Below are 24,344 nucleotides of genomic sequence, written 5' to 3'. Positions count from 1 at the left end.
CACACAAACCGGCCGCGCCCACGAGAACACGGCCAGGACATCCGACAGCACCCCACACCAACGCAACACCACCCCCGACCCGCCCCCACCCGGCAGCGACGACCCCGCACACATCCGCGAACGCCGCGCCGCCGGGGACGCTCTCAGGGCGAGGGGTCCTCCCGGGGACGGCGGGCCTGCGGGGCGGCGGGGCCGTCGGGGCGTTCGGGTGCCTGGGAGATGCGCGCCGGGCGCGGCAGCAGGGCGACGGCCAGGGCCGGTACGGCGGCCAGCACGAGCCAGGGCACGGCCGGCGGGAGCGTACCGTCGAGGAGGGTGCCGGTGGCCGCGCTGCCGGCCAGCACGATCAGCCCGGACAGCGAGGACAGCGCCCCGGTGTAGAGGCCGAGTCTGCCGTCCTCGGCGAGATCGGGCACCCAGGCGCGGGCGACGGGCGCGATGAGCATCTGACCGAAGGTGAGCAGAACGACCAGGACCGTGGCGGGCAGCAGTCCCGCGGTGCCGGTCGGGGCCGCGGGGCGGGCCGCCGCGACGGCCGCGAACCCGGCGGCGACCAGCAGCAGCCCGGCCGCCATGGACCGGCGGGGGGTGAGCCGCCGGCCCGCCCAGCGGGTGACGGGCAGTTGGGCGGCCACGACCAGCAGCGAGGACAGCGCGAACAGCCAGGCCAGCGGGGCCTGCGAGCCGGTGGCACGGGCCACCTCGGCGGGCAGCGCGAGATAGAGCTGGTTGTAGGCGAGCAGATAGGCGCCGTAGGCGCAGCACAGCGCGAGGAAGCGGCGGTTGCGCAGCAGGTTCCGCGCGCCGCCCCGCACCGGCCGGTGGGCCCGGTCGGGGATGTGCTGCGGCAGCAGCCGGGCGTGCCCGGCGAGGACGAGGACGAAGACTGCGGCGCCGGCCAGGCACACCGTGCGGAAGTCGGCGGTCAGCAGCAGCGCGCCGAGCAGCGGCCCGAGGAACGCACCCGCCTGCCCGGCGACGGTGAACAGGGCGAGGACACGGGTGCGCGGGCCGCCGCCCGACTCCTCCCGGGCCACCGCCTGCCGGGCCACCTCGGACTCCACGGCGGGTGAGAACAGCGCTGCGGCGAACCCGATGAGCAGCACGGCGCAGAGCACCGCCCAGGTCCGCTCGGCGTGGCCGAGCCAGACGAATCCGGCGATCCGCAGGGCGCAGCCGGCGAGCACGACGGGCCGGATGCCGTACCGGTCGGCGAGCGCCCCGCCCACCACGAAGAGCCCCTGCTGGCTGAAGGTGCGCAGGCCGAGGACGAGACCGACCAGCCAGCCGGCCATGCCCATCGTCTGCCCGAGGTGCTCGGCGAGGAACGGAAGCACGGCGAAGAAGCCGATGTTGAAGGCGAGTTGAGTGAGGATCAGCAGGCGCAGGAGCGGAGTGAGGGGCGCGCCCCCGGTCCGCGGGCCGACAGCGCCTGCGGTGCCTGCGGTGCCTGCGGTGCCTGCGGTCATCGGGCGGTCGCCTCGGCCGTACGCAGGGGCGGTTGTGCGGTGCGGGACCTCGGACGCGGCCGGCGCAGCCCGCCCGCGGCGGTCACCGCCAGCGCGCCGAGCAGGGCGAGGAGGGCGGCGGGGGCGAAGACGGCCCAGGGCGCGCGTTCCGCATACGGCTGGTTCTCGGCGAGGAGTCGTCCCCATTCCGGGGAGGGCGGCTGGGCGCCGAGGCCGAGGAAGCCAAGGGAGGCCAGGGCGAGGGCGACGCCGGGCAGCCGGAGCAGGGCGTGCCGGACGACGGGCGGGAGCACCGCGGGCAGCAGTTCGTGGCGCAGCAGGTGGCCGTTGCCCGCGCCGAGGGCGCGGGTGGCCGTGATGTGCAGGGTGGCGCGTTCCTGCCGCAGCAGGGCGGCGGTGTGCGCGGCGAGCGGGGCCCAGGCGACCGCCGTCACGGCGAGTACGGGTGTGCCGGGGCCGCCGCCTGCCACCGCGGTGACCAGGAGCGCGGCGAGGACGGGCGGTACGGCGTTGACGGTGTCCACGAGCGGTCCTGACAGCCGCGGCAGCAGTCCGAGCAGCACCCCGGCAAGGAGTGCGGCGGCGCTGACGGCGAGGGCCGGCAGCAGGGTGTCGAGGGCGCCGTGTGCGAGCCGTGCGAGCAGGTCGCGGCCGAGCGCGTCGGTGCCGAAAGGGTGCTGCGCGGACGGGGGTTGGAGTCGTGCGCCGGTGTTGACGGCGAGCGGGTCGCGGGGCAGGCCGAGGGCGACGGTGCCAAGGAGTGCCGCGCCGAGGACGAGGGGCAGGGTGCGGTGGGCGGGTGGGGCGGGCCGGTGCAGGCTGAGCAGGGCGCCGTCGCGCAGGGCGGGGCCGGTCAGCAGCCGGGCCGCGAGGCGGGCGCCGCCCGAGGCGGCGGCGCCGAGCAGCAGCAGGGCGAGGGCGCCGGCCTGGAGGACCGGCAGGTCCTGGGCGAGGGCGGCCTGGAGGGTGGTGCGTCCGAGGCCGGGTATGTCGAAGACCTGCTCGACGGCGACGGCCCCGCCGGTCAGCCCGACGACGAACAGCGCGGCGTTCGGCAGCAGTTGGGGCACGCAGCGACGCAGCGCCTGGCGGGCGATGCGCCGGCCGGGCAGTCCGCGGGCCGCGGCGGCCCGCGCCCAGGGTTCACCGAAGGCGCCGGGCAGCAGGTCGTCCAGGAGCCGGCCGAGCACGGCCCCGGCGGGCAGTCCGAGGGCGAGCGCGGGCAGCACCGTCCAGCGGGGCCCGTACCAGCCGAGGGCGGGCAGCCAGCCGAGGTGGACGCCGACGACGGTGGCGAGCAGGGAGGCGGTGAGGAATTCGGGGAGCGCGGCGAGCACGGCGGAGCCGGTGCCGCCGGGCCGCCGGCGCCCGCCCCGGGCCGCCACCCACAGCGTGCGGGCGCACACCGCGGCGGCGGTGCAGACGGCGACCAGGCCGGCCACCGCCATCAGCAGCAGGGAGACGCCGAGCGCCTGGAGCACGTCGGGGGCGACGTCGGCGCCGGAGATCCAGGACCGCCCGGCGTCGCCGCGGACGAGACCGGCCAGCCACCGCCCGAGCAGCGGCAGCGGCCCGTCGTCAAGGCCGAGTCCGGCCCGGATGTCGGCCAGCACCTCGGGCGTCGGCTCCCGGTCCTGGGCGCGGGCCTTGAGGACGGTGCGCGCCGGGTCGGTGTGCGACAGCCAGGGCAGCAGGCCGATCGCGCACACCAGGGCGAGGGCGAGACCGGCCCGCCACAGCATGCTCTTCACGGGTCAGCGCCGGGTGCCGGTGCCGACGAGGGTGCGCTCGTACGGGTCGAGGAGCACGCCCTTCACCGAGGTGCCGACGCCGGTGATGACGCGCTGGTGGACGAGGGGTACGACGGTGTCGGTGCCGAGGATCCGGGCCTCGGCGGCGAGGGCGGCGCCCTGCCGTTGCGCGGTGTCGGCCGTGGCCTCGGCCGCGGCGACCGCCCGGTCGACGCCCTTGTCGCACAGCTGCGCCAGGTTGTAGCCGCCGTCGCAGCCGTAGTCACTGGCGAGGACGGCGATGGGGTCGCCGGTGTCGACGAGGCTGTTGCGGGCGAGGACGAGCGCGTCGAACTTCCCGGCGAGCGCGTCGCCCTCCAGTCGCGCGTACTCCCGCACCACCAGGCGGACCCGGAACCCGGCCCGCTCCAGCTGCTGCTTCAGCACCTGGGCGACCTCGGGGAGTTCGGGCCGGTTGTCGTAGGTGGCGAGGGTCACGGCGGCGCCGTTCGGCGGGCTCGGGCGGGAGCGGCCGACGGGTTCGAGGTGCCTGCCGTCGGCCCAGGTCACGGCGGGCCCGTAGAGGCCGGCGCCGGGGTCGGCGTGAGACTCGTAGACGTCTTCGGCCAGACCCGGGGTGTCGACGGCGCCGCGGGCGGCGGCACGCAGCGCGGGGTCCTCGAACGGGCCGGATGCGCTGTTGAGGAGCAGGCTGGTGGTCCGTGTGGTCGCGGTCTCGCGCCGGGTCGCCGGGTCGAGGGTGGCGGCCTGGGCGACGGGGATCGCCTCGGCGACGTCGACCTCGCCGGTGCGCAGGGCGTTGGCGCGGGCGGTGCCGTCGGCGATGAACCGGACGTCGACGCCGGCTGCCTGGGCCCGGCCGCCCCAGTAGTCGTCGAACCGGCCGAGGGCGGCGGCGGTGGCGCCGGTGACCTCGGTGAGCGCGAAGGGGCCGGTGCCGGTGCCGACGGGGTCGGCGTCGCCGTCCGGTCCGTACGCCCGCTGGGACAGGACGGCGAGGCTCGGGCTGGACAGCCGCAGCGGCAGGATCGGGTCGGGCCGGCCGGTGGTGATGCGCACGTTCCGGTCGCCCTCGGCCGTCGCGGTCAGCGTGACGCCGGACAGCGCCGCGGGCGCGGGCCTGGCTCCGGCGGCGTGGGTGAGGGCGGTGACGACGGCGGCCGGGGTGACGTCGCCGCCGTCGTGGAAGGCGGCCTCGCGCAGGGTGAACACCCAGGCGCGGTCGCCGTCGCGCCGCCAGGACCGGGCGAGCGCGGGCGCCGCGGCGCCGTTGCCGTCCAGCGCGGTCAGCCCTTCGGTGACGCCGAGCCGGCTGAGAATGGTGGCATCGGCGCCGTACGGGGAGAGCCGTTCGGCGGGCGGGAAGGCGAGGGCGACCCGGAGCCGCCGGCCGTCCTGCGCGTCGCCGCCCGGCGGGTCACCGTCGGAGGCGAAGCAGCCGGCCAGCAGCGGGGCGAGGAGCAGGGCGCAGACCGTCCGGGTACGGCGCGGGCGGCGGGGCAGACGCAGTCGCATGGTTCACCGCCCCATCGGTATCTCGAAGTGCACGATGCCCTGTCCCCCGCCGAGGTCCGCGCGCTCGTCGTGCACGACCTTCCCGAGGGACCGCCAGAACGCCTCGGCGCCGGGCACGGCCGGGTCGGTGTGCAGATACACGGACCGGTAGCCGCCGTCCGCCGCGGCGAACGCCAGCAACTCGGCCACCAGCCGTCGGGCGAGGCCGCGCCTGCGGTACTCGGGCCGCACATACACCCGCCGCAGCTGGGCGGTCCGCCCGGACGGGTAACGCCGGGCGAGCTGCGCCGGGTTGGGGGGATGCGCGGGCCCGCGGGAGTCGAGCGCGGCGGTCGCCACGACCTCCCCGCCGGCCGCGTCCACGGCGACGAGCAGCGCATGCCGCTCGGGCAGGACGTAGGCACCCAGCGGATCGACGATGTCCTCGTGCCACCGCGGCACGTACCCCGTACCGAAGTCCCGGTAGACGGTGTCGAGCATGACACCACGAACCCCACCGATGTCCTCGACCCCCGCACTCCTGATGATGATCTCACGCACTTGCACATCATATGCATTAATTCGGGACGGTGATCACCTCGCCCATCGCCCCGCTCCTCCAGGCCGGGATCAGGTGGCTTGGGGGGGTTGGGTTTGGTGGTGGTGGATGATGTCCGCGTAGCGGTGTCCGGTGCCCTTGATGGTGCGCACCTGGGTGCGGTAGTCCACGTGGACCAGGCCGAACCGCTTGTCGTAGCCGTAGGCCCACTCGAAGTTGTCGAGCAGCGACCAGGCGAAGTAGCCGGCCGGCGGGGCGCCCCTGCGGGCCGCGGAGGCGCAGGCCGCGAGGTGTTCGACCAGGTAGTTCTGGCGTTCGGGGTCGTCGATGGTGCCGTCGGCGCGTACCACGTCCGGGTAGGCGCAGCCGTTCTCGGTGACGTAGATCCCGCGGGCCCCGTACTCGTGGGTGAGACGCAGCAGCAGCGTCTCGATGCCGCTCGCGTCGATCTCCCAGTCCATGCCGGTGCGCGGGACGCCGGGGCGGCGCACCTCGCGGGCGCGGGGCGCGGGACCCGCCGGGTCGTCGGCCACATACGCCGGGAAGTAGTAGTTGAGGCCGAGCCAGTCCAGCGGCGCGGCGATCGTCTCCGGGTCCCCCGGGCGCTCGGGCAGTTGCACGCCGTACACCTCGCGCATGTCGGCCGGGAATCCGCGGCCGTGGACCGGGTCGAGCCACCAGCGGTTGATGTGCCCGTCGTGCCGTCGGGCGGCGGCCTCGTCCTCGGGGCGGTCACTGGCCGGGTGCACGGTGGAGAGGTTGTTGACGATGCCGACCTCGGCGTCCGGCGCGGCGGCCCTCAGGGCCTGCACGGCGAGCCCGTGACCGAGGAGCAGATGGTAGGAGGCGCGGACCGCGGCGGTCAGGTCGGTCAGGCCGGGGGCCATGGTGCCCTCCAGGTGGCCGATCCAGGCCGAGCAGGAGGGCTCGTTGAGGGTGGCCCAGTGCCGCACGCGGTCGCCGAGCCGGGCGGCCACGGTCTCGGCGTACGCCGCGAAGTGCTCGGCGGTGTCCCGTTCGGGCCAGCCGCCGCGGTCCTGGAGGATCTGCGGCAGGTCCCAGTGGTAGAGGGTGACGCTGGGGGTGATGCCCGCCGCCAGCAGGGCGTCGACCAGTCGGTCGTAGAAGTCGAGGCCCTGCGGGTTGACCGGGCCGTCGCCGCCGGGCAGCACGCGCGGCCAGGCGACGGACAGCCGGTAGGCGTTGGTGCCGAGCCGGCGCATCAGGTCGATGTCCTCTCGCCAGCGGTGGTAGTGGTCGCAGGCGACGTCGCCGTGGTCGCCGCCGTCGGTCCTGCCGGGGGTGTGCGAGAAGGTGTCCCAGATCGACGGGGAGCGGCCGTCCTCGGCGACGGCTCCCTCGATCTGGTACGCCGATGTGGCCGTTCCCCACAGGAAGTCGTGCGGAAGCGCGGCGAGGTCGATGCGGTCGGACACGGAAGTCCCTTCACGATGGGCAAAGTCGCCGGCCGGACGGTGCGTCACTTGACGGCTCCCGCGGTCAGCCCGGCGACGAGGTAGCGCTGCAACAGGAGGAAGCCGGCCACGACGGGCACGCTGACGACGAGCGAGGCGGCCATGATCTGGTTCCAGTAGACGTCGTTGAGCGTGGAGTAGCCCTGCAGGCCAACGGCGAGGGTGCGGGTGGTCTCGTTGGTCATCACCGAGGCGAACAGCACCTCGCCCCAGGCGGTCATGAACGCGTAGACGGCGACCGCGACGATGCCGGGGATCGCGGCCGGCACCACGACCCGGAACAGCGCGCCGAGCGGTCCGCAGCCGTCCACCAGCCCGGCCTCGTCGAGATCGCGCGGCACCAGCCCGCAGCAGTCCCCGGCCGCGGAAGGTGTCCTGCATACAGACCGCGGCAGCCGTGCCGGTCAGCCAGCACAGGCCGACCGACAGCAGGGTGAAACCGACGGTGACGGCGAAGGAGTGCAGCAGGGCCGCACCGACCGGGGCGTCGAAGTCCACCGACATCCGGTAGTTGTCGAGGCCGGACCAGGGGGCGGCGCCCCAGTCGCGGATGTAGAACTGGGTCAGCTCCTTGAAGCTCATCACGATGCCGATGACCATCGGCACCAGATGGACGAGGAGTTCGAGCAGCAAAGCGGGCAGAAGGAGCAGGTACGGCAGTCCGGCGCGGCGGATCCGCCCGATGCGGCGCGGGCCGCGCGCCGCACCGGGGGAGCCTGCGCGCACGGTCCGCCCGCCGGTCTGCGTCGGCACGGTGGCGGTCATCGTGCTCACTTCGCCGGCATCTGCTGCCGGGTCAAGAGATCCGGCACAGGTATCTGGCCGGGCGGACCGCGCGGCGAGCAGGCCGGGTGCGGTGCGGGGTGATCGTACGGTGTGTGAGCTGCGACGGGAGAGCGGCCGGCCCTTCTGCAACGGTTATGTGTCGACGGGCCCGGCCCTGTCCGGTCGGCGCACCCGTCGAACTCCACTGTTTCGAGCAGCGGTTGACGCCGCACCGGTACGACGCCGCCATGCCGGCGGCCCAGTCCGCCGACGGCCCCTGCGCGGACGGCGGCGCAGTGCCAGTGGGCCAGGGCGGCCGTCGGCCCGGGTCACCGGTCCGGGTCCGGCGCACCCGGGGGCCGGCGCGTAGCCGCGGGGCCGGGTGGTGACGGTGCCCCGACCTGGGTGCGGTGATCATGCCGTAGTGCATTCGATTTACGCGCGGTCGCGTCGCGATGAGAGCGCCGTGGCGTGACAGCCGTATTCGGCGAGAATTACCGGGACTTGCCTTCCGGTCCCGTTTCGAGGCCTTTCTTCCGGCAGTTTCCGTCGCCTTCCGTCGCCTTCCGTCGCCTTCTGTCGTCTTCTGTGATCCTCCCTGCTCTCGAACCGCCCCGAAACTTCCGGGAATTCATCGCTGCCGGGGTCCGAGGGACGGCTCGGGGCAGGTCGCCCGAGGCCCGGCCCGATATTTTCCGGACATTCGTCCGACGGGATTCGACAAACCCGCGGTGACCGGCGTGCCGATTCCCGGCCGGTACACCAGGCCACCGGCGCTGACCGGGGGAAAGTGGCACAGCCGCGGCATCTGGCCGAAAAGCGCGGTCAACGCCTGGGCGCAATCGGCGAGTTGTACCCCACCCGTACCGGCCGGGCACGGCATGGCGCCGCGTACGCATTGCCCGGCGTTCCGCGGATTCCCGGAGCAGGAATGTGGACTTCCGGTGAAGTGCCGCTCATGGCCGAGAAACTGGTACTCGCGTACGGAAGCCGCCTGCCGCGAGCGCCACGGACAGTGGTGTGTCCGCATGGCCGGTGGACGCCCTCCCGCCCTGCGCACCGGCCTAATCTGTTCGGCAGGCAGCCTCTGGGTGACGTGGAAGCGGACGGATTGGAATCGATTGGACACGCAGAAGACGCGGAAGACGTCGTTCGCCGTGCTGCGCCGCACGATGCTCGTCCCGGGCCCCGCGCTCATCCTCATCGCCGGGACGCTCTTCTCTCGCGTCGGAGACTCGCTCGCCTCCCTCGGCATGGTGCTGGACGCCGCGCACAACGACGTACCCGGGGGCGTGACGGAGGTGTTCCTCGCCGACCTCGTGCCCACGGTCGTCGCGGCGCCCCTCATCGGCTCCCTGGTGGACCGGCTCAGCGCCCGCACCGTGTGTCTGTGGGCACTGGTCGCCCAGGCGCTGACGCTCGGTGCGGCCATCGCCGTCGACGCCTTCCATCTGCGGGTGGCGCTGATCGCCGTGGCCGGGCTTGCCGGTGTGGCGTCGGTGGCCGCCGGCTTCAAGATCCTGCCTGTGGTGGCCGGGACGGAGTCCACGGGCCGGGCCAACAGCCTGCTCACGGCGGGTCTTTCGGCCGCGGGGCTGCTCGGGCCCGCGCTGGCGGGTTTCCTGCACTCCGTATGGGGCACCTCCGTGCTGCTCGGCGCCGACGCCGTCTCGTTCCTCGTGCTGGCCTGGTGCACCGCGCTGGCCGTGCCCCGGTCAGCCGACGTCACGCTCGGGCGGCGGCCCTTTGCGAAACTCTCCGACGGGTACCAGGCGTTGCGGCACGCGCCGGTCGTGGGTGCGCTGCTGCCCACCCTGGCCGCCGCGATGCTGGCCACCAGCATCGAAGTGGTCGCGGGGGTCTACTACCTGCGCGACGTCGCCGACGGCAACGACACCGTCTTCGGCCTCTTCCTGGCGACCTGGGCGCTGGGCAGCATCCCCGGGGCGCTGCTCGCGGGCCGCGCGGGCTGGGCGAACCGGCACACCGCGCTGATCCTGGGCGGGGTGCTCGGCATCTCGCTGGGTCTGCTGTTCGCCGGGATCGTCCCGGTGGCCGCGATCATCTTCCCGCTGTTCCTGCTCGGCGGCTTCGGCAACGGCGCGTGCAACGTCGGGCTGCGCAACGCGGTGCACTCGCATGTGCCCGCCGAGGTGCACGGCAGCGCCTGGGCCTGCTATCAGGCGCTGTCCCGGTCCTGCATCGGCCTCGGCTATCTGCTGGGCACCCCCAACAGCCTGGTCTCCAGCCGCGGCCAGGTGATCGTCTCGGGCGCCATACCGCTGGTCTTCTCGGTATGGGCGATGGTGGTCACGACGCGCCGCAAACCCCCGGCCTTCGGCGAACTACCCGGCTGACCCCCGCTCCCCGGCCTACCCCCGACGGCCGCCCCCTGGAAACGGCTGCCCTCGACGGCCGCCCCCGCAGGGCGACCCGCCTCCGACGACCGAGACCCATGTGCACGGTGTTCAGGGGAGGTGCGGGACCGTCACCGATGTGGTCACCAGACCGTGCCGCACCGCCCAGCGCCCGTCGAAGACACCGACCCGGCGACCGTTCACGAGCGGCCCGGGGACGAGGAGCGTCGCGCGGAAGCCGCCGGACGGGTCGCCCCCGGGTTCGGGGACGATCTCGATGTCGGCCTCGCCGAAGTCGAGCCACCGCCGGGTGAGCGGGAACCACGCCTTGTACACGGACTCCTTGGCGCTGAACAGGAGCCGGTCCCCGTGCACGCGGGGCCGGGCGGCGGCCAGTTCGCCCAGCCGGCGCCGCTCCTGCGGGAGGGACACCGAATCCAGGACGCCATCGGGAAGCGGGGCGTGCGGCTCGGCGTCGATGCCGAGGGAGGCCAGGTCGGTGGCGCGGGCCAGCGCGGCGCCGCAGTAGCCCTCGCAGTGGGTCATGCTGCCGACCAGGCCGGCCGGCCACCGCGGGGCGCCGCGCTCGCCGCTCACGATCGGCTGCGCGGGCACGCCCAGCTTGTCCATGGCCCGCCGGGCGCAGGCGCGCACGGCGGAGAACTCGCGGCGCCGCTTGGCCACGGCCCTGGCGATGAGCGCCTCTTCCTCGGGGTAGAGCGGGGCTTCCTCGATCTCGTCGTCACCGCGCATGTCCACGGCCACGACCGAGTCCGGGAGCAGCTCCTCGATCACCGGATCCGACCTCCATCGGCAGAATACGGCGCAGTTCGCCGGGCGGGCCCGGACGCTTGCGCCACTCACGGGGATAGCCCACGGACACCTCTTCGAAGCGCGTGCCCTCCAGCCAGGTGGTCCGCGGAATGTGCAGATGGCCGTAGACCATGGTCCGGACCCGGAACCTGCGGTGCCAGTCGGCGGTCAGCCGCGTGCCGCACCACATGGCGAACTCCGGGTACCACAGCACCTCCGTCGGATGCCGGTCCAGCGGGTAGTGGTTGACGAGCACCGTCGGCAGCCCGTCCGGCAGTTCGGCGAGGCGGCGCTCCGTCTCGGCCACCCGTGCCCGGCACCACGCCTCGCGGCTCGGGTAGGGGTCCGGGTGCAGCAGGTATTCGTCGTTGCACACGATGCCCGTCTTGTGCGCGTAGGCGAGCCCCTCCTCCTTCGTGGCGCAGCCGACGGGGAGGAACGAGTAGTCGTACAGCAGGAACAGCGGTGCCACGGCCACCGGGCCGCCCGGCCCCTCCCACACCGGATACGGGTCCTCCGGACAGGTCACGCCCAACTCCCGGCACAGCTCGACCAGATGGTCGTAGCGCGCCACTCCGCGCAGGGTGACCTCGTCCTTGGGATGCGTCCACAGCTCATGGTTGCCCGGCACCCACAGCACCCGGCTGAACCGGTCCGCCAGCGTCGTGAGGACCCAGCGGATGTCGGCCACCGTCTCCGCGATGTCGCCCGCGACGATCAGCCAGTCCGCGTCCGAGTCCGGGCGCAGGGCGGCCACGAGGGCCCGGTTCTCCGGATATCCCACATGCAGGTCGCTGATGGCCAGCAACCCGCCGGTCCTCCCGGCCGACGACTCCACCCGTCATCCCTCCGATCACGCGAGGCCTCCACGAGACCACGTCGGACACCCGCCGGGCAAGGCCCACCGGGGTCACCCCGGAACGCGTCGCGGTGGGACGGCACCAGGAGGCGGGGTCGGCAGGTGTACGACGGGTGCAGGGACGTGCGGCTCCGGGCCCGGGGCGATGGGGGCCACTCACGGCATGCGGCACCGCCGCCCGCCACCGGCCGCCCGCCACCGGCACCGTACGCCGCCGTTGTGTTCCGCACGCGGGCGGTTCGGCGGGTGTCCGTCAGCGGAGTGCGCGGGCGTCGGCGCGACCGCCGCGGTGACCGACGGCGCGGTCGCCGTACGCCACGCACGTACGTCCCCGCCACGCCCGGCCCGGCCTCAGCGGTCCGCCCGGTCACGCCCGCGAACCCGGCCGGGGCACATATCCGTTCGCGTGCACCGCGGACGGGGTGGCACGCTGCCGTCATGACGTACGCGGAGGCACTGCTCATCGGAGGGCGGGCGGGAGTCGGCAAGACGACGGTGGGGTGGGAGGTGTCGGCGCTGCTGCGGACCGCCGCGGTGGCGCACGCGGTCGTCGACGGCGACTTCATGGGGCAGGTGCATCCGGCCCCGCACGGAGATCCCCACCGCGCGGAGATCACGGAGGCCAACCTGACCGCGGTGTGGGCGAACTTCGCCCGGCGCGGCTACCGCCGGCTCCTCTACACGAACACGCTGAGCGTGCTGCCCGATTCGGCGGGCATGTTCGAGCGGGCCCTCGGTCCCGGGACGCGGCTCGTCCGGGTCCTCCTGACCGCCTCCGACGCCACCGCCCGCGAGCGGCTGGTGCGCCGGGAGCTGGGCTCCGAGCTGCACCGGGAAATGGAGCGCAGCGCCCGCAAGGCGCGCCTCCTGGACGAGCGGGCCGCTTCGGGGACGGTACGGATAGCGACGGACGGCCGGACCGTCCCGGACATCGCCCACGAGGTGCTGACCGCCACGGGCTGGACCGGCTAGCTCTCCGCCGTGTCCATGCCATTGACAAACGGCGGGCGGGCCAGAAATCTGTCACTCGGCACCGCAAAATCTCGATGAACTGACGCAAAATCACGACCAGTTCAAGTGATCTCACGACAGGCCGGCGGCACCCCGCACCGCCCACCCGTGTCGCCGTGCTCCCACACCGCACCGCCCACCCGTATCACCGTGCTCCCACCCAGTCGTCCCCCGCCATGGAACGAGGACGCCATGAGACGGAAACGCCTCGGCCTGCGGACGATCACCGGCCTGCTCCTGGCCGGACTGATCACCGTGGGCCTGCACCCCGCCGCCGGCGCGGCAACGGCCGCCGCAGGCCCCAATCTCGCGCTCGGCAAGAACGCCACGGCCGGCGGATCCCACAGCGGCCACCCCGCAGGCAACGTCACCGACGGCAGCCGGCAGAGCTACTGGGAGGGCCCCGCCGGCTCCTTCCCGCAGTCGGTCCGCGTCGACCTCGGCTCCGCCGTCGAGGTCGACCATGTCGTGCTGACGCTGCCCGCCTCCTGGGAGGCGAGGACCCAGACCCTCTCCGTGGAAGGCAGCACCGACGGCTCCGCCTTCACCACGCTCGCCGCGTCGGCCGCCACCCGATTCGATCCCGCGTCCGTCAACTCGGCCACCGTGGACTTCGCCGCCCGCACCGTGCGCTACGTCCGGGTCCAGGTGAGCGCCAACACCGGCTGGGACGCCGCGCAGTTGTCCGAGCTGGAGATCTACGGCACCGGGGGCGGCGATCCCGGAAACCCGCCCGTGGACGGCACCGACCTGGCCCGCGGGAAGCCGATCGAGGCGTCCTCGACCACCCAGAACTACGCGGCGGCCAACGCCAACGACGGTCAGGTCGGCACCTACTGGGAGTCCGGCGGCCACCCCGCCACCCTCACCGTCCGGCTGGGCGCCGACGCCGATCTCGGCGGAATCGTCGTCAAGCTGAACCCGGATCCGGCCTGGTCGGCCCGTACCCAGACCATCGAGGTCCTGGCGCGCGGGCAGGCGGCCACCGGTTTCACTTCGGTGAAGGCCGCCGCCGACTACGCCTTCAGCCCCGGCGAGGGCGCCAACACCGTCACCATCCCGGTGACCGGGCGCTATGCCGACGTCCGGCTCAGGTTCACCGCCAACTCCAGCGGATACGGCGCCCAGGTGGCCGAGTTCGAGGTGATCGGGACCGCCGCCCCGAACCCCGACCTGGTGGTGAACGAGCTGTCCTGGACCCCAGGGTCCCCCGTGGAGACGGACACCGTCACCGTCCGGGCCACCGTGCGCAACACGGGCACCGCCGCGTCCCCGGCCTCCACGGTGAACGTCAGCCTGGACGGCACCGTCGCCGGCAGCGCCCCGGTCGGCGCCCTCGCCGGCGGCGCCGGCACGACCGTCTCGGTGGGCGTCGGCAAGCGGGCCACGGGCGGCTACACCGTCTCCGCGGTGGTCGACCCCACGGACACCGTGCCCGAACTCGACAACACCAACAACAGCCGTACGGCCGCCGAGAAACTGACCATCGCCCAGGCACCCGGCCCGGACCTCCAGGTCACCGGCATCACCACCCACCCGGCCGACCCCGCCGCGGGCGTCCCGGTCTCCTTCACGGTCGCCGTGCACAACCGGGGCACCACGACCGTTCCGGCCGGCACCGTGACCCGGCTCGTGGCCGGCGACCGGACCCTCGACGGCACCACCGGCGCCCTCGCCGCCGGCGCCACGCAGCAGGTCGCCATCAGCGGCACCTGGACCGCGACCGGCGGCGCCGTCGTCCTCGCGGCGACCGCGGACGCCACCGGCACCGTCACCGAGACCGACGAGGCCAACAACGTCTTCTCCCGCTCGATCGTGGTCGGTCGCGGCGCCGCGGTGCCCTACGTCGAGTACGAGGCCGAGAAGGGCACTTACACGGGCACCCTGCTGACAGCCGACCGGAAGCGCACGTTCGGCCACACCAACTTCGCCACCGAGTCCTCCGGCAGGCAGTCGGTACGACTGAACTCACCGGGCCAGTATGTGGAGTTCACCTCCACCAGCCCGGCCAACTCCATCGTGGTCCGCAACTCCGTTCCGGACGCACCGGGCGGCGGGGGCACGGAGGCCACCATCAGCCTCTACGCGAACGGCACCTTCGTACGCAAGCTGAACCTGACCTCCAAGTACAGCTGGCTGTACGGCAACACGGACTCACCCGAGGGTCTCACCAACACCCCGCAGGCGGACGCGCGCCGGCTCTTCGACGAGTCGAACGCGCTGCTCACCCAGACCTACCCGGCGGGCACCACCTTCCGGCTGCAACGCGATGCGGGCGACACCGCCGCCTTCTACGTCATCGACCTGGTCGACCTGGAGCAGGTGGCTCCGCCCGCCGCGCGGCCCGCCGGCTGCGTCTCCATCACCGAGTACGGCGCCGTACCCGACGACGGACTCGACGACACCGACGCCATCCAGCGCGCCGTGACCGCGGACCAGGACGGGCGGATCGACTGCGTGTGGATCCCGGCCGGCCAGTGGCGCCAGGAGCAGAAGATCCTCACCGACGACCCGCTCGACCGCGGACCCCACAACCAGGTCGGCATCAGCAACGTCACCATCCGGGGCGCCGGAATGTGGCACTCGCAGCTCTACACCCTCACCCCGCCGCAGCAGGCGGGCGGCATCAACCACCCGCACGAGGGCAACTTCGGCTTCGACATCGACGGCAACACCAGCATCTCCGACATCGCCGTCTTCGGGTCCGGCACCATCCGGGGCGGCGACGGGGGCGCCGAGGGCGGGGTCGGGCTCAACGGCAGGTTCGGCAAGAACACCAGGATCAGCAACGTGTGGATCGAACACGCCAACGTGGGCGTGTGGGTGGGCCGCGACTACGACAACATCCCCGAACTGTGGGGCCCCGCCGACGGCCTGCGGTTCACCGGGATGCGGATCCGCAACACCTACGCGGACGGCATCAACCTCAGCAACGGCACCCGCAATTCATCGGTGGAGAACTCCTCCTTCCGCAACACCGGCGACGACGCCCTCGCCGTGTGGGCCAACAAGTACGTCAAGGACCAGTCGGTCGACATCGGCCACGACAACCACTTCCGCAACAACACCATCCAACTGCCCTGGCGGGCCAACGGCATCGCGATCTACGGCGGCTACGGCAACACCATCGAGAACAACCTGGTCTACGACACCATGAACTACCCGGGCATCATGCTGGCCACCGACCACGATCCGCTGCCGTTCTCCGGGCAGACCCTCATCGCCGGCAACGGGCTGTACCGTACCGGCGGCGCGTTCTGGAACGAGGCCCAGGAGTTCGGCGCCATCACCCTGTTCGCGCAGGGCCCGGGCATCCCGGGAGTCGTGATCCGGGACACCGAGATCCATGACTCGACGTACGACGGCATCCAGTTCAAGTCCGGCGGCGGCACGGTGACCGCCCAGATCAGCAACGTCGCCATCGACAGGTCCGCCAACGGCTCCGGGATCCTCGCCATGGGCGGCGCCCGCGGCAGCGCCACCCTGTCCGGCGTCACCATCACCGACTCGGCCGAGGGCGACATCGTGGTCGAACCCGGCTCGCAGTTCTTGATCAACCAGAACGCGCAGGCCGCCGGCCCCCGGAAGGGGAACGCCGCGCACTGATGCGCGCCCTGACGCTTCGCCCCGCCGGACTGTCCGCCGGGGTGAAGCGCTGCGAAGCCGGCTGGGACAGGCGCGGGCTCCCGGCGTTCACCCGGACCCGGGAGCCCGCGCCTGTTCCTCGGCGAGTTCGCGCTCATGGGTCCGCCACGCGCTGTCGAGCGCGGCGAGCATCCGCGTACGTGTGTGCTCGAAGTCCGGCTCGATCTCGACGCCCAGGTCATGCCGCAGCGAGACCCTCAACAAGTACACGCCGTCGGACAGCGGACGGCTGAACCATGCCTTCGCCCGGTCGTACGAACCGCCTGGTGCGGGGCCGCTCGGCAACTGCTTCACGACGGAGTAGCCGACCCCGAGCGCCCTGTTGAGGGTCGAGGCCACTTCCAGGAGGTCCTTCGCCAGAGCCATCTGCGCCTGGGAGTACTGCTCCGCCCAGGCTTCTTTGGCGGCGTCGAGGACCGCCGGGTCGACGGTCTCACCGCGCTCGGCAGCGCGGACCGCGTCCCGGGCGGCGATCCGGTAGGCGCGAGCCGTGGTGTTCAGGCGGGCATAGAGATCACGCCGGGCTTCCTGCACCCGGTCCTGGCGCTCCTCCGCGCGTTGCCGATCGGCACGCTCGTTCTGCTCCCGGTTGGCGCGCCGGCTGAGCACGGCCCCGCCCAGAGTTCCGCCGAGCGTCCCACCCACGCTGATGAGCGCGACGGCGAGCGTGGTCACCTCCACGAGTTTCCCCACCCCGTCCCTTCGTCCACGGCGCTTCCCCCACGGGAGGACGATAACGGGAAGCACAACTGCCCGTACAACGAGGAGGATTCCGTGCACCTGCGCAACGTCGCACCCGACGATGTCGACCCCTACGTCCGGATGCGATGCGACCCGCTCATGATGACCGACCTCGGCGGACCACTGCCGCGCGAACGCATGCCCGACAAGGTGCGCCGGGACGTCAGGGACGCGGCGGCCGGCATCGCCTGGATCAAAATGATCGTCCCTGACCCGGATGCTCCCGGTGTGGTGGCCGGATCGGTGACCATCTGGTCCCATGACACCGACGACGGGCCCATGTCGGAGATCGGCTGGATGGTCCTGCCCGAGTTCCAGGGCCGTGGTCTGGGCAGGCTCGCGGCCCGAACCCTTCTCGAACAGGCCCGGGACGAGGACCGTTGGGGCGACGTGCACGCGTTCTGGGCAACGAGCAACGTCGCCTCGAACGGCATCTGCCGGTCCCTCGGCTTCCGCTTCGTCGCCGAGCAGGACGTCACCTTCGCGGACCGGGTCCTGCGAAGCAACCACTGGCTCATCACCCCGCACACCGACCTGAGGCCCGCCCACCCCGCCCCCAGGAATAGCCGATGACCGACACCCCACCCCTTCCAGAGCCCGGCACCCTGCACCACGTTGACATCTGGGTGCCCGATCTCGCCCGTGCGGCAGAGGACTGGGGCTGGCTGCTCGTGTCGCTCGGCTACACCCTCCACCAGGACTGGCCCACCGGAAAAAGCTGGCGCAAGGGCCACACGTACCTCGTCTTCGAGCAGTCCCCTGCCCTCACCGCCCACCGGCACGACCGCCGCGCTCCCGGTCTCAATCACCTCGCCTTCCACGCCGGTACCCCGGACACCGTCGACCGCCTCGTCGTCGGAGCCCCGTTCTCGGAGCCCCGTTGTTCCGCCCGGCCGAAGCCATGAGGACAAGCCCCGGCGGCCGGACAGAACAACGGGAGGACAACCCAGCAGGGCGTCAGTCAGTGCCCGAGTCACGACCACGGAACCTGCGTACCACTATCAATGTCAGTGTCGGCTGAGAGGATCAGCGGTATGACACCTTTGCTTCTCGCTGACATCGAGCGAGCTGTGCGCAGCAGTTGGAATGCCGACACGTGCACGCCTGAGTTCCGGTCGCGTTGGAGCCCGGACAACCCGGCCCGGGACCAGTGCGGTGTGACGGCGATGGTGCTCAACGACCTGTTGGGAGGGGAGCTGATCCGCGGTGAAGTCCTCGTGAACGGAGAGCGCGTGGACTACCACTGGTGGAACCGCCTCGGCATGGGCGTCGAGATCGACCTCACCCGGGAGCAGTTCGGGCCCGAGGAGATCGTCACCGGGGGCACCGTCATACCTCGGCCTCCGCTCACCGAGTGGCGCAGGCTCCGCGAGGAGTACGAACTCCTCCGCGACCGTGTCATGGAGAAGCTGGACCGAGCGCACGCAGCGGTCCCCGCTTCCGCGGCCGGTTGACGGGGCTCGGCCTGCCGGACCCACGGCATGCCGCCGCGCACCTCGGACACGGCCCAGGTCACCCCGCCACGGGTGCCTGGCCGAGGAGTGCGGCGACGGCGATGAGGCCGGGGACGGAGAAGAGGGTGGACAACAGGATGGACTCACGGGCGAGTTGTTCGGCGACCCGGTACTGGGAGGCGTACGTGTAGAGGTTCTGGGCGGCGGGGAGCGCCGCGATCACGACTACGTCGAGCAGTGAAGCGCCGTGGAGGTGGAAGACCATCACGCCGAGGCTCCAGGCCACGAGGGGCTGGGCCGTGGTCTTGAGGGCGGCGGACAGCACTATGGCGGGCCGGTTGTCCCCGCGGGCGGGCAGCCCGCTGCCGCGCAGGGAGATGCCGAAGGCCAGCAGAACGGCCGGGACGGACATGTTGCCTATGAGGGTGAGGGGTTCGAGGGCGGGCCCGGGGATGGTCCATCCGGTGGCGGCGACAGTGACGCCCGCCAGCGAGCCGATGGCCATCGGGTTGCGCAGCGGCGTGGTCAGGCGTCGCAGGAGGGGTTCCGGTTCGCCGGGACGGCTCAGGTCGAGGGCCGTCAGGGCGAGCGGGGTGACGATGATCTGCTGGAAGAGCAGGACGGGTGCGACGAGTGAGGCGTCGCCGAGGACGTAGACGGCGATGGGGATGCCGAGGTTGCCGGCGTTGACATAGCTGGAGCACAGGGCGCCGATGGTCAGCTGGCCTGCGCTCCAGCCCTTCAGGAGGCCGACGATGAGGAAGACGGCGGCGACCGCCGCCGTGCTGATCGCGGTGATGAGCAGCCGCTCGGACAGGAGGATGGACAGGTCGGCGCCCGCGAGCGTGGTGAAGAGCAGACAGGGCGTGGCGACATGGAAGGCGAGCCTGGTCAGGACGTGTCGGCCGTCGTCGCCCAGATATCTGCGACGCCCGATCACATAGCCGACGCCGACGACGACGGCGATCACGATGAAGCCGGTGAGAACTCCCTGCATGCCCTTCCTCGGTGACGTGCCTGTCGATGTGTGCCGAACGGACTGACCTACGGGGGCTGCGTGGAAGCGGCCGGCAAGGGCGGCGTCCACGGCACCGGCCTGACGGCGGGCGGCAGGCGGCAGGCGGCGGGCGGCAGTACCGACGACGTGCGGCGCCGCCGGGGCACTGCGGCCGGGGCCCGTCAGCCCACCCGTTCGATCCAGTCGCTGCCGCCCAGCGGGTAGTCGTAGCCGGGACGGCCGACATCGGCGCTGGTCCGGAACGGGGTGCCGCCGTTGTCGATGTGGATGGTCCCGCGGCGGCTGCCGCTGGACCAGTCCAGGGTGAGGTCCCAGCGGACGTCGTGCGCCTCGGTGCGGGCGGTGACGTAGAAGACCTCCGGGTCGGACTCGCTGACTTTGTACGGGAAGTCGCGCTGGCCGTTCTTCACGGTGACCGTGGGACTGCCGTTGTCCAGGTCGATGTCGAACGACTTGGTGCCGACGCCGCCGCCGCAGCCGACGCCCATCGAGTAGTCGTTCCAGGCGAGCGGTGCGCCCTTGGCGACGACGCGTACGTGCAGCGCCTCCAGGACGACGGTGTCCGCGCCGGTGCCCTGGACGGTGAGGGCGATGCGCTGTGCGTCCGAGGAGACCGCGCCGTAGGCGGCGGCCCAGCGCGGGGCGTCCTGCTCGTTGGCGGGCGGGCCGACCTGCTCGGGTTCGCTGTCGACGAGGAAGTGCTGGCTGCACGGGTCCTCGTAGACGTAGGGGCGGGTGCCGACGGTCAGCGGGACGGCGCCGGTGCCGTCGGTGGGCTCGACCGCCCCGCCCTGCTTGCCGCTGCCCGACGGGGCACCGGACCCGGTGGCGGTGGCGGAGGCCGATGCGGACGGTGTGCGGCTCCGCCCGCTCGGGGACGGGGCGGGGGTCGGTGACCCGGCGTCGGCCGTCCCGCTGACCGCGGTGGCACCGGCGACGTGCTCGTCCCGCGGGTCGTCCCCGTCTCCGCCCGACAGCGGCAGCACGACGATCGCCACGGCTCCCAGTACGGCGGCCACCGCGGCGCAGGCGATCAGCGCGGTGCGCCGACGCCGTGCCCGCGCGGGCTCTCCCGTGACGCCGACGACGACCGGCTCACCGGGCTCACCCGGCCCGGTGTCCCCGTCCCCTCCCCGCTCACCCGCGGTGCGGGCCGAGCCCGTCCCGGAAGCCGGAGCCGTCCCGGGTGACGGGGGCGCGGCGGAACCGGGCGATGGTGCCGAGCCGGGCTGCGTGGGGCGTGCCGCGCCGACACGCTGCGCGGGATCCGCCGCCGAACCGGTACCCCCCGTACGCGGCGCGTCGGCCGCGGCAGCCGCCTCGGCCCAACCGGCCTCCTGGTCCGAACCGGCCTCCTGGGGCGAACTCTTCGCCGGCGCGTGGCCGGTGGGACCGCCCGTCCCCGCCCCCGTCCCCGCACGCGCCGCCCCGGCCTGGTCCGCCCTGCGCCCCCGTGCCGCGTCCGCCAGGATCCAGCGCCGGTGCAGTTCCACGAGTTCCTGAGGCGTCGCCCGGCACACCCGTGCGAGGCGTTCGACCGGCGCGTACTCGTTCGGAACCGCGGTGCCGTTGCAGTAGCGGTGCAGCGTCGACGTGCTCATGTGCAGCCGCTTGGCCAGCGCCCCGTAGCTCAGTCCCGAACGGTCCTTGAGCCCCCGCAGCAGCGTCGCGAACTCCTCCGTCTCCCCCGCCTCTGCCGCCCCAGACACCCGTTCCTCCATCTCACCGTGTCCCGTTCGAGTTTCCAGGGGCACTGTATTTCCCTCAGCGAGGGGGCACCGCACCACACGCGGCCCGAAGAGAAGGCTAAGCCGGTTCCGGGAAGGCGACATGGGTCCACTCGGGGGCCGTCGTCCAGCGCCAGACGACCTCGTAGCCGACCAGGTCCGGTTCGCTGCCCCGGGTCCACACCAGTTCCGTGGAGTTGGTCAGCGTCGAGGTGACGATCCTCGCGTCGCGCGGCGTGCCGGGGGCCTGGGCCAGGGACCACAGGGCCGCCGCGTTCACCCGGGCCACACGGGCGATGTAACGGAAGTCGCAGAACTCGGGCAGGTCCCCGTACTGCTTGCCGCTCTCGTCGACGCGTACGTCCTGGTGCTGGTGGGCGAAGTCCTCGGCCGGTTCCGTGAAGCGCGCTGCCGGGTAGCCCCGTTCCAGGAAGGGGATGTGGTCACCGCCCCGGCGGTAGCGGTCCCTGCGGTAGATCACGCGGACGTGCATGCCGGTGGCGTCGTTGTCGGCCACATCGCGTACGAACCGGGCCAGTTGGCGGGTCCCGGAGTCGTTCTCGCCGCCCACCGAGCGCCGGGTCGCGGCCTGTTCGGGCGTTTCGGAGGACGGGACGCCCTCCGCGAAGAGCCGGATGGTGTACGGGTCCTGTGTGCCGTCGTCCGCGGTGGAGCTGCCGACGATGTCGTTGGTGAACATGCCCTGCAGGTCGGCGCCCGCCGCCTTGAACTGCTGGGCCATGTGCGCAGCCCCGCACAGGCCCTGTTCCTCGCCGGCCACCGCAGCGAACACGATGGTCGAAGCCGGCCGCCGCTCGGCCATCACCCGGGCCAGTTCCAGGACCACGGCCACGCCGGACGCGTCGTCGTCCGCGCCCGGCGCGTCCGAGGTGGCGTCCATGACGTCCGTGGCGCGGGAGTCGTAGTGGCCGGAGACGACGTACACGCGCTCCGGGGTCACCGAGCCGCGCAGGATGGCGATCACGTTCGTGATGCGGGTGGCGGTCGGGATGCGGGACGCCGGTTCCTGGACGTACGACTGGAGTTGCGCGGTCATCCGGCCGCCGGAGACGGCGGCGTAGGAGCGGAACTCGGCGAGCAGCCAGTCGCGGGCGGCGCCGATGCCGCGTGCGGGGTCGTCCTGGGCGGACAGGGTGTGCCGGGTGCCGAAGGAGGCGAGTGTGCGCACCGTCGCCTCGATGCGGGCCGGATCGATCTCCCGGAGCAGCGCGCGCAGTTCACGGGTCGGGGGCTGGGCCGTCGCGGGCGGACGGTGGGCTTCGCCCCGCGGTTGCGCGGCCTCGGCCGTTCCCGTCGTGCCCAGTGCCGCTGCGCCGCTCGCCGCTGTCGCGGTCAGGATGGTTCGCCTGCTGAAACTGGGACGCATGTGTCCTCCCGGGCTGGCTGTGCCGACCGACCCTGTCATGGTTGTGGACACGCCAAGATTGGGCAAGAGAGCCATGGGATCGCGGATGAGCTGAGGCCCGCCACAAGCGGGCGGGCCCCAGCCGGGTGACCGGTCTCAGTCGGTGTAGACCTCTGCCCTGTCCACGCTCACGAAGGACGCACCGGACGACGCGCTGTGTTCCCCGGTCACCCGGATACGCAGGGTGTGTTTGCCGGAGGGCAGACGCGGGCTGAGGTACTGGAGCGTCTCTCCCGTCCGGGGGGACCCGTAGAAGTCGAAGCGCTGTTCGGCGCCGCCGTCGACACTGATGGCCGCGATGCCGTTGCCGGTGTCCCGCACGGACAGCAGCGCGATCCGGGTGCCCGTGAAGGTGAAGGTCGCGGTGTTGCCCGCCCGGTCGCTCCAGTGGTCGTCGCTCCAGAAGCACTGGGCCGCGCAGCCCGTCCCCGAGTTCCAGACGCCTTGGTAGGCGACCTGGCCGGCGCCGCTGGAACGGCCGTCGTCGTTGATCCAGTAGTTGCCGTTGCCCAGGTCGCCGGACGGCAGGTCCTGCGTCGCGCCGAGGGCGAGCGGGCTGCCGAGGTCCGGGCTGCCGTCCGCGTTCCAGCCGATCTTCTGGGCGCGGGTCGTGCGGTTGCCGTAGGTGTTGCTCGCGGTCGTCTTGGCGTGGTAGACGATCCAGTCCTGCGTGCCGTCGGGCGACCGGAAGAAGGCGTGATGGCCGGGGCCGTAGACCCCCTTGGCATCATCGCGTGAGAAGACCGGGCCGGGGTGCTGCCGCCAGTTGCCGGGCGTCAGCGGATCGGCGTTGTCCGGCAGGGACAGCATCCACAGCTGGTAATCGGGCTTGCCCGTGTCGCATGTCGAATACGTCAGCCACGTACGGCCGTTGCGGTTCAGGAACTCGGGTCCCTCGCGCACCTCCGGGCAGCCCCCGTCGGCATCGAGGGCCACCGCGTTCCCGGAGACGGTGTAGGGGTTCGCCTTGGGGGCGATGTTCAGACCGTTGTGCTGGTAGGCGTTGATCCCCGCGTACGCCAGATACAGCTTGCCGTTGTGCTGGAAGACGCCGGGGTCGATCGCGAAGTCGTTCGCGTGGTTGGGCGGGGTCAGCTTCGCCTTGAAGTGGTAGGGCCCGGTCGGATCGCCGCCCTCCGACTCCAGGACGTACAGCCGGTGATGGTCGTCCACGCCGTCATCGGCCGTGTAGTACATGTACCAGCGGTTGCCGAAGCGGTAGAACTCGGCCGCCCAGATGTGCTGGTTGCGCGCGGGGTCGGTGTCGGTCCACACGGTCACCGGGTCGGCGTCGAGCAGCGTGCCGAGCGAGGGCGAACTCCATATCCTGATGCTGCCGCCCTGCGTGGTGGTGAGGCGGTAGGCCCCGTTCGCGTACGTCAGAAAGGGGTCCGGTCCCGTGTTCAGCGGATTCCGGAATGTGCCCGCGGCCGTGACCGCGGGCGCGGACTGCCCGGCGTGGGCCTGCGGCACGCAGACCAGGCCGATGAGCAGGGCCAGCAGAACGGCCAACCGTGCACTCGTGGACCGACGCGGCATCAGCGGCTCCTCATCTGCGCAAGTACCCAAAGTACCGGGCGATTTGAGATGGCGGACCCTATGGCACCACAGCTCTTACATCGTTGTGAACAGGTCCCGCGGCAAACCGTCCGAGCCACTGCCGCACGGCAGTTACAACCCCGCTTGCGGGCATCACGGGCACGCTCTGCCCGGTAACGAGCGGGCCGTACGAAAACGCGGTGAAAACGGTGAAAACGGTGAAAACACGGTGCACGCCGAG

The 24,344-nt window shown here is 72.5% G+C and carries 17 protein-coding genes and 2 pseudogenes; 6 read left to right on the top strand and 13 right to left on the bottom strand.

What is annotated here, in order from left to right:
* Nucleotides 1–143: 143 nt before the first annotated feature.
* From ACFYTE_RS25820 to ACFYTE_RS25795, 6 genes and pseudogenes are all read right to left on the bottom strand, one after another.
* Nucleotides 144–1,469, bottom strand: coding sequence for an MDR family MFS transporter (locus ACFYTE_RS25820; protein WP_388714845.1), 1,326 nt, complete (start codon nt 1,467–1,469; stop codon nt 144–146).
* The gene (locus tag ACFYTE_RS25815) at nt 1,466–3,211 is read right to left on the bottom strand and encodes an ABC transporter permease subunit (protein WP_388714897.1); all 1,746 of its coding nucleotides are present in this window, start codon (nt 3,209–3,211) and stop codon (nt 1,466–1,468) included. The genes ACFYTE_RS25820 and ACFYTE_RS25815 overlap by 4 nt, the downstream gene beginning before the upstream one ends.
* Before the next feature lie 12 nt (nt 3,212–3,223).
* Nucleotides 3,224–4,735 (bottom strand): ABC transporter substrate-binding protein, encoded by a 1,512-nt coding sequence (locus ACFYTE_RS25810; protein ID WP_388714842.1) that lies wholly within the window; start codon nt 4,733–4,735, stop codon nt 3,224–3,226.
* 3 nt (nt 4,736–4,738) lie between these two features.
* The gene (locus tag ACFYTE_RS25805) at nt 4,739–5,275 is read right to left on the bottom strand and encodes a GNAT family N-acetyltransferase (protein ID WP_388714839.1); all 537 of its coding nucleotides are present in this window, start codon (nt 5,273–5,275) and stop codon (nt 4,739–4,741) included.
* Nucleotides 5,276–5,344: 69 nt separating this feature from the next.
* Nucleotides 5,345–6,709 carry a GH1 family beta-glucosidase gene (locus ACFYTE_RS25800; protein WP_388714836.1) on the bottom strand — a complete coding sequence of 455 codons (1,365 nt, stop codon included), beginning with the start codon at nt 6,707–6,709 and terminating at the stop codon, nt 5,345–5,347.
* 44 nt (nt 6,710–6,753) lie between these two features.
* A pseudogene (locus tag ACFYTE_RS25795) lies at nt 6,754–7,089 on the bottom strand (carbohydrate ABC transporter permease); the annotation flags it as partial.
* Between the two features lie 1,545 nt (nt 7,090–8,634).
* Here ACFYTE_RS25795 and ACFYTE_RS25790 point away from each other — a divergent pair.
* Nucleotides 8,635–9,870 carry an MFS transporter gene (locus ACFYTE_RS25790; RefSeq protein WP_388714834.1) on the top strand — a complete coding sequence of 412 codons (1,236 nt, stop codon included), beginning with the start codon at nt 8,635–8,637 and terminating at the stop codon, nt 9,868–9,870.
* Nucleotides 9,871–9,981: 111 nt separating this feature from the next.
* Here ACFYTE_RS25790 and ACFYTE_RS25785 read toward each other — a convergent pair whose 3' ends face one another.
* Complete coding sequence (locus tag ACFYTE_RS25785; RefSeq protein ID WP_388714832.1) at nt 9,982–10,665, bottom strand: 4'-phosphopantetheinyl transferase; 684 nt, start codon at nt 10,663–10,665, stop codon at nt 9,982–9,984.
* The gene (locus tag ACFYTE_RS25780; protein WP_388714830.1) at nt 10,613–11,521 is read right to left on the bottom strand and encodes a metallophosphoesterase family protein; all 909 of its coding nucleotides are present in this window, start codon (nt 11,519–11,521) and stop codon (nt 10,613–10,615) included. The genes ACFYTE_RS25785 and ACFYTE_RS25780 overlap by 53 nt, the downstream gene beginning before the upstream one ends.
* A gap of 459 nt (nt 11,522–11,980) precedes the next feature.
* Here ACFYTE_RS25780 and ACFYTE_RS25775 point away from each other — a divergent pair, with 459 nt between their 5' ends.
* Together ACFYTE_RS25775 and ACFYTE_RS25770 are read left to right on the top strand one after the other, a co-directional pair.
* Nucleotides 11,981–12,514 (top strand): hypothetical protein, encoded by a 534-nt coding sequence (locus tag ACFYTE_RS25775; protein ID WP_388714827.1) that lies wholly within the window; start codon nt 11,981–11,983, stop codon nt 12,512–12,514.
* A 231-nt stretch (nt 12,515–12,745) separates the two neighbouring features.
* On the top strand, nt 12,746–16,159 hold the full coding sequence (locus tag ACFYTE_RS25770; protein ID WP_388714824.1) for a CARDB domain-containing protein: 3,414 nt from the start codon (nt 12,746–12,748) through the stop codon (nt 16,157–16,159).
* A gap of 87 nt (nt 16,160–16,246) precedes the next feature.
* Here ACFYTE_RS25770 and ACFYTE_RS25765 read toward each other — a convergent pair whose 3' ends face one another.
* Nucleotides 16,247–16,891, bottom strand: a complete 645-nt coding sequence (locus tag ACFYTE_RS25765) for a hypothetical protein (protein ID WP_388714821.1) — start codon at nt 16,889–16,891, stop codon at nt 16,247–16,249.
* Nucleotides 16,892–16,972: 81 nt separating this feature from the next.
* Here ACFYTE_RS25765 and ACFYTE_RS25760 point away from each other — a divergent pair, with 81 nt between their 5' ends.
* From ACFYTE_RS25760 to ACFYTE_RS25750, 3 genes and pseudogenes are all read left to right on the top strand, one after another.
* Nucleotides 16,973–17,512 (top strand): GNAT family N-acetyltransferase, encoded by a 540-nt coding sequence (locus tag ACFYTE_RS25760; protein WP_388714818.1) that lies wholly within the window; start codon nt 16,973–16,975, stop codon nt 17,510–17,512.
* Nucleotides 17,509–17,790, top strand: a pseudogene (locus ACFYTE_RS25755) (glyoxalase); the annotation flags it as partial. The gene ACFYTE_RS25760 and the pseudogene ACFYTE_RS25755, both read left to right, overlap by 4 nt.
* Before the next feature lie 183 nt (nt 17,791–17,973).
* Nucleotides 17,974–18,393 (top strand): hypothetical protein, encoded by a 420-nt coding sequence (locus ACFYTE_RS25750; protein WP_388714815.1) that lies wholly within the window; start codon nt 17,974–17,976, stop codon nt 18,391–18,393.
* A 58-nt stretch (nt 18,394–18,451) separates the two neighbouring features.
* Here the strand turns inward: ACFYTE_RS25750 and ACFYTE_RS25745 are convergent, their stop codons facing one another.
* The 4 genes from ACFYTE_RS25745 to ACFYTE_RS25730 all read right to left on the bottom strand — a co-directional run bounded on the left by ACFYTE_RS25745 (nt 18,452) and on the right by ACFYTE_RS25730 (nt 24,103).
* Nucleotides 18,452–19,390 carry an AEC family transporter gene (locus tag ACFYTE_RS25745; RefSeq protein ID WP_388714812.1) on the bottom strand — a complete coding sequence of 313 codons (939 nt, stop codon included), beginning with the start codon at nt 19,388–19,390 and terminating at the stop codon, nt 18,452–18,454.
* Between the two features lie 182 nt (nt 19,391–19,572).
* A complete protein-coding gene (locus tag ACFYTE_RS25740; RefSeq protein ID WP_388714809.1) occupies nt 19,573–21,132 on the bottom strand; it encodes a helix-turn-helix domain-containing protein in 1,560 nt (519 codons plus the stop codon).
* An 85-nt stretch (nt 21,133–21,217) separates the two neighbouring features.
* Nucleotides 21,218–22,525, bottom strand: coding sequence for a M20/M25/M40 family metallo-hydrolase (locus ACFYTE_RS25735; protein ID WP_388714807.1), 1,308 nt, complete (start codon nt 22,523–22,525; stop codon nt 21,218–21,220).
* A 135-nt stretch (nt 22,526–22,660) separates the two neighbouring features.
* Nucleotides 22,661–24,103, bottom strand: a complete 1,443-nt coding sequence (locus tag ACFYTE_RS25730; RefSeq protein ID WP_388714804.1) for a family 43 glycosylhydrolase — start codon at nt 24,101–24,103, stop codon at nt 22,661–22,663.
* Nucleotides 24,104–24,344: the final 241 nt, after the last annotated feature.

The sequence above is a fragment of the Streptomyces sp. NPDC004629 genome, assembly GCF_042873595.1.
Taxonomy (GTDB): Bacteria; Actinomycetota; Actinomycetes; order Streptomycetales; family Streptomycetaceae; genus Streptomyces.
This window is presented reverse-complemented; position numbering and strand designations above follow the sequence as displayed.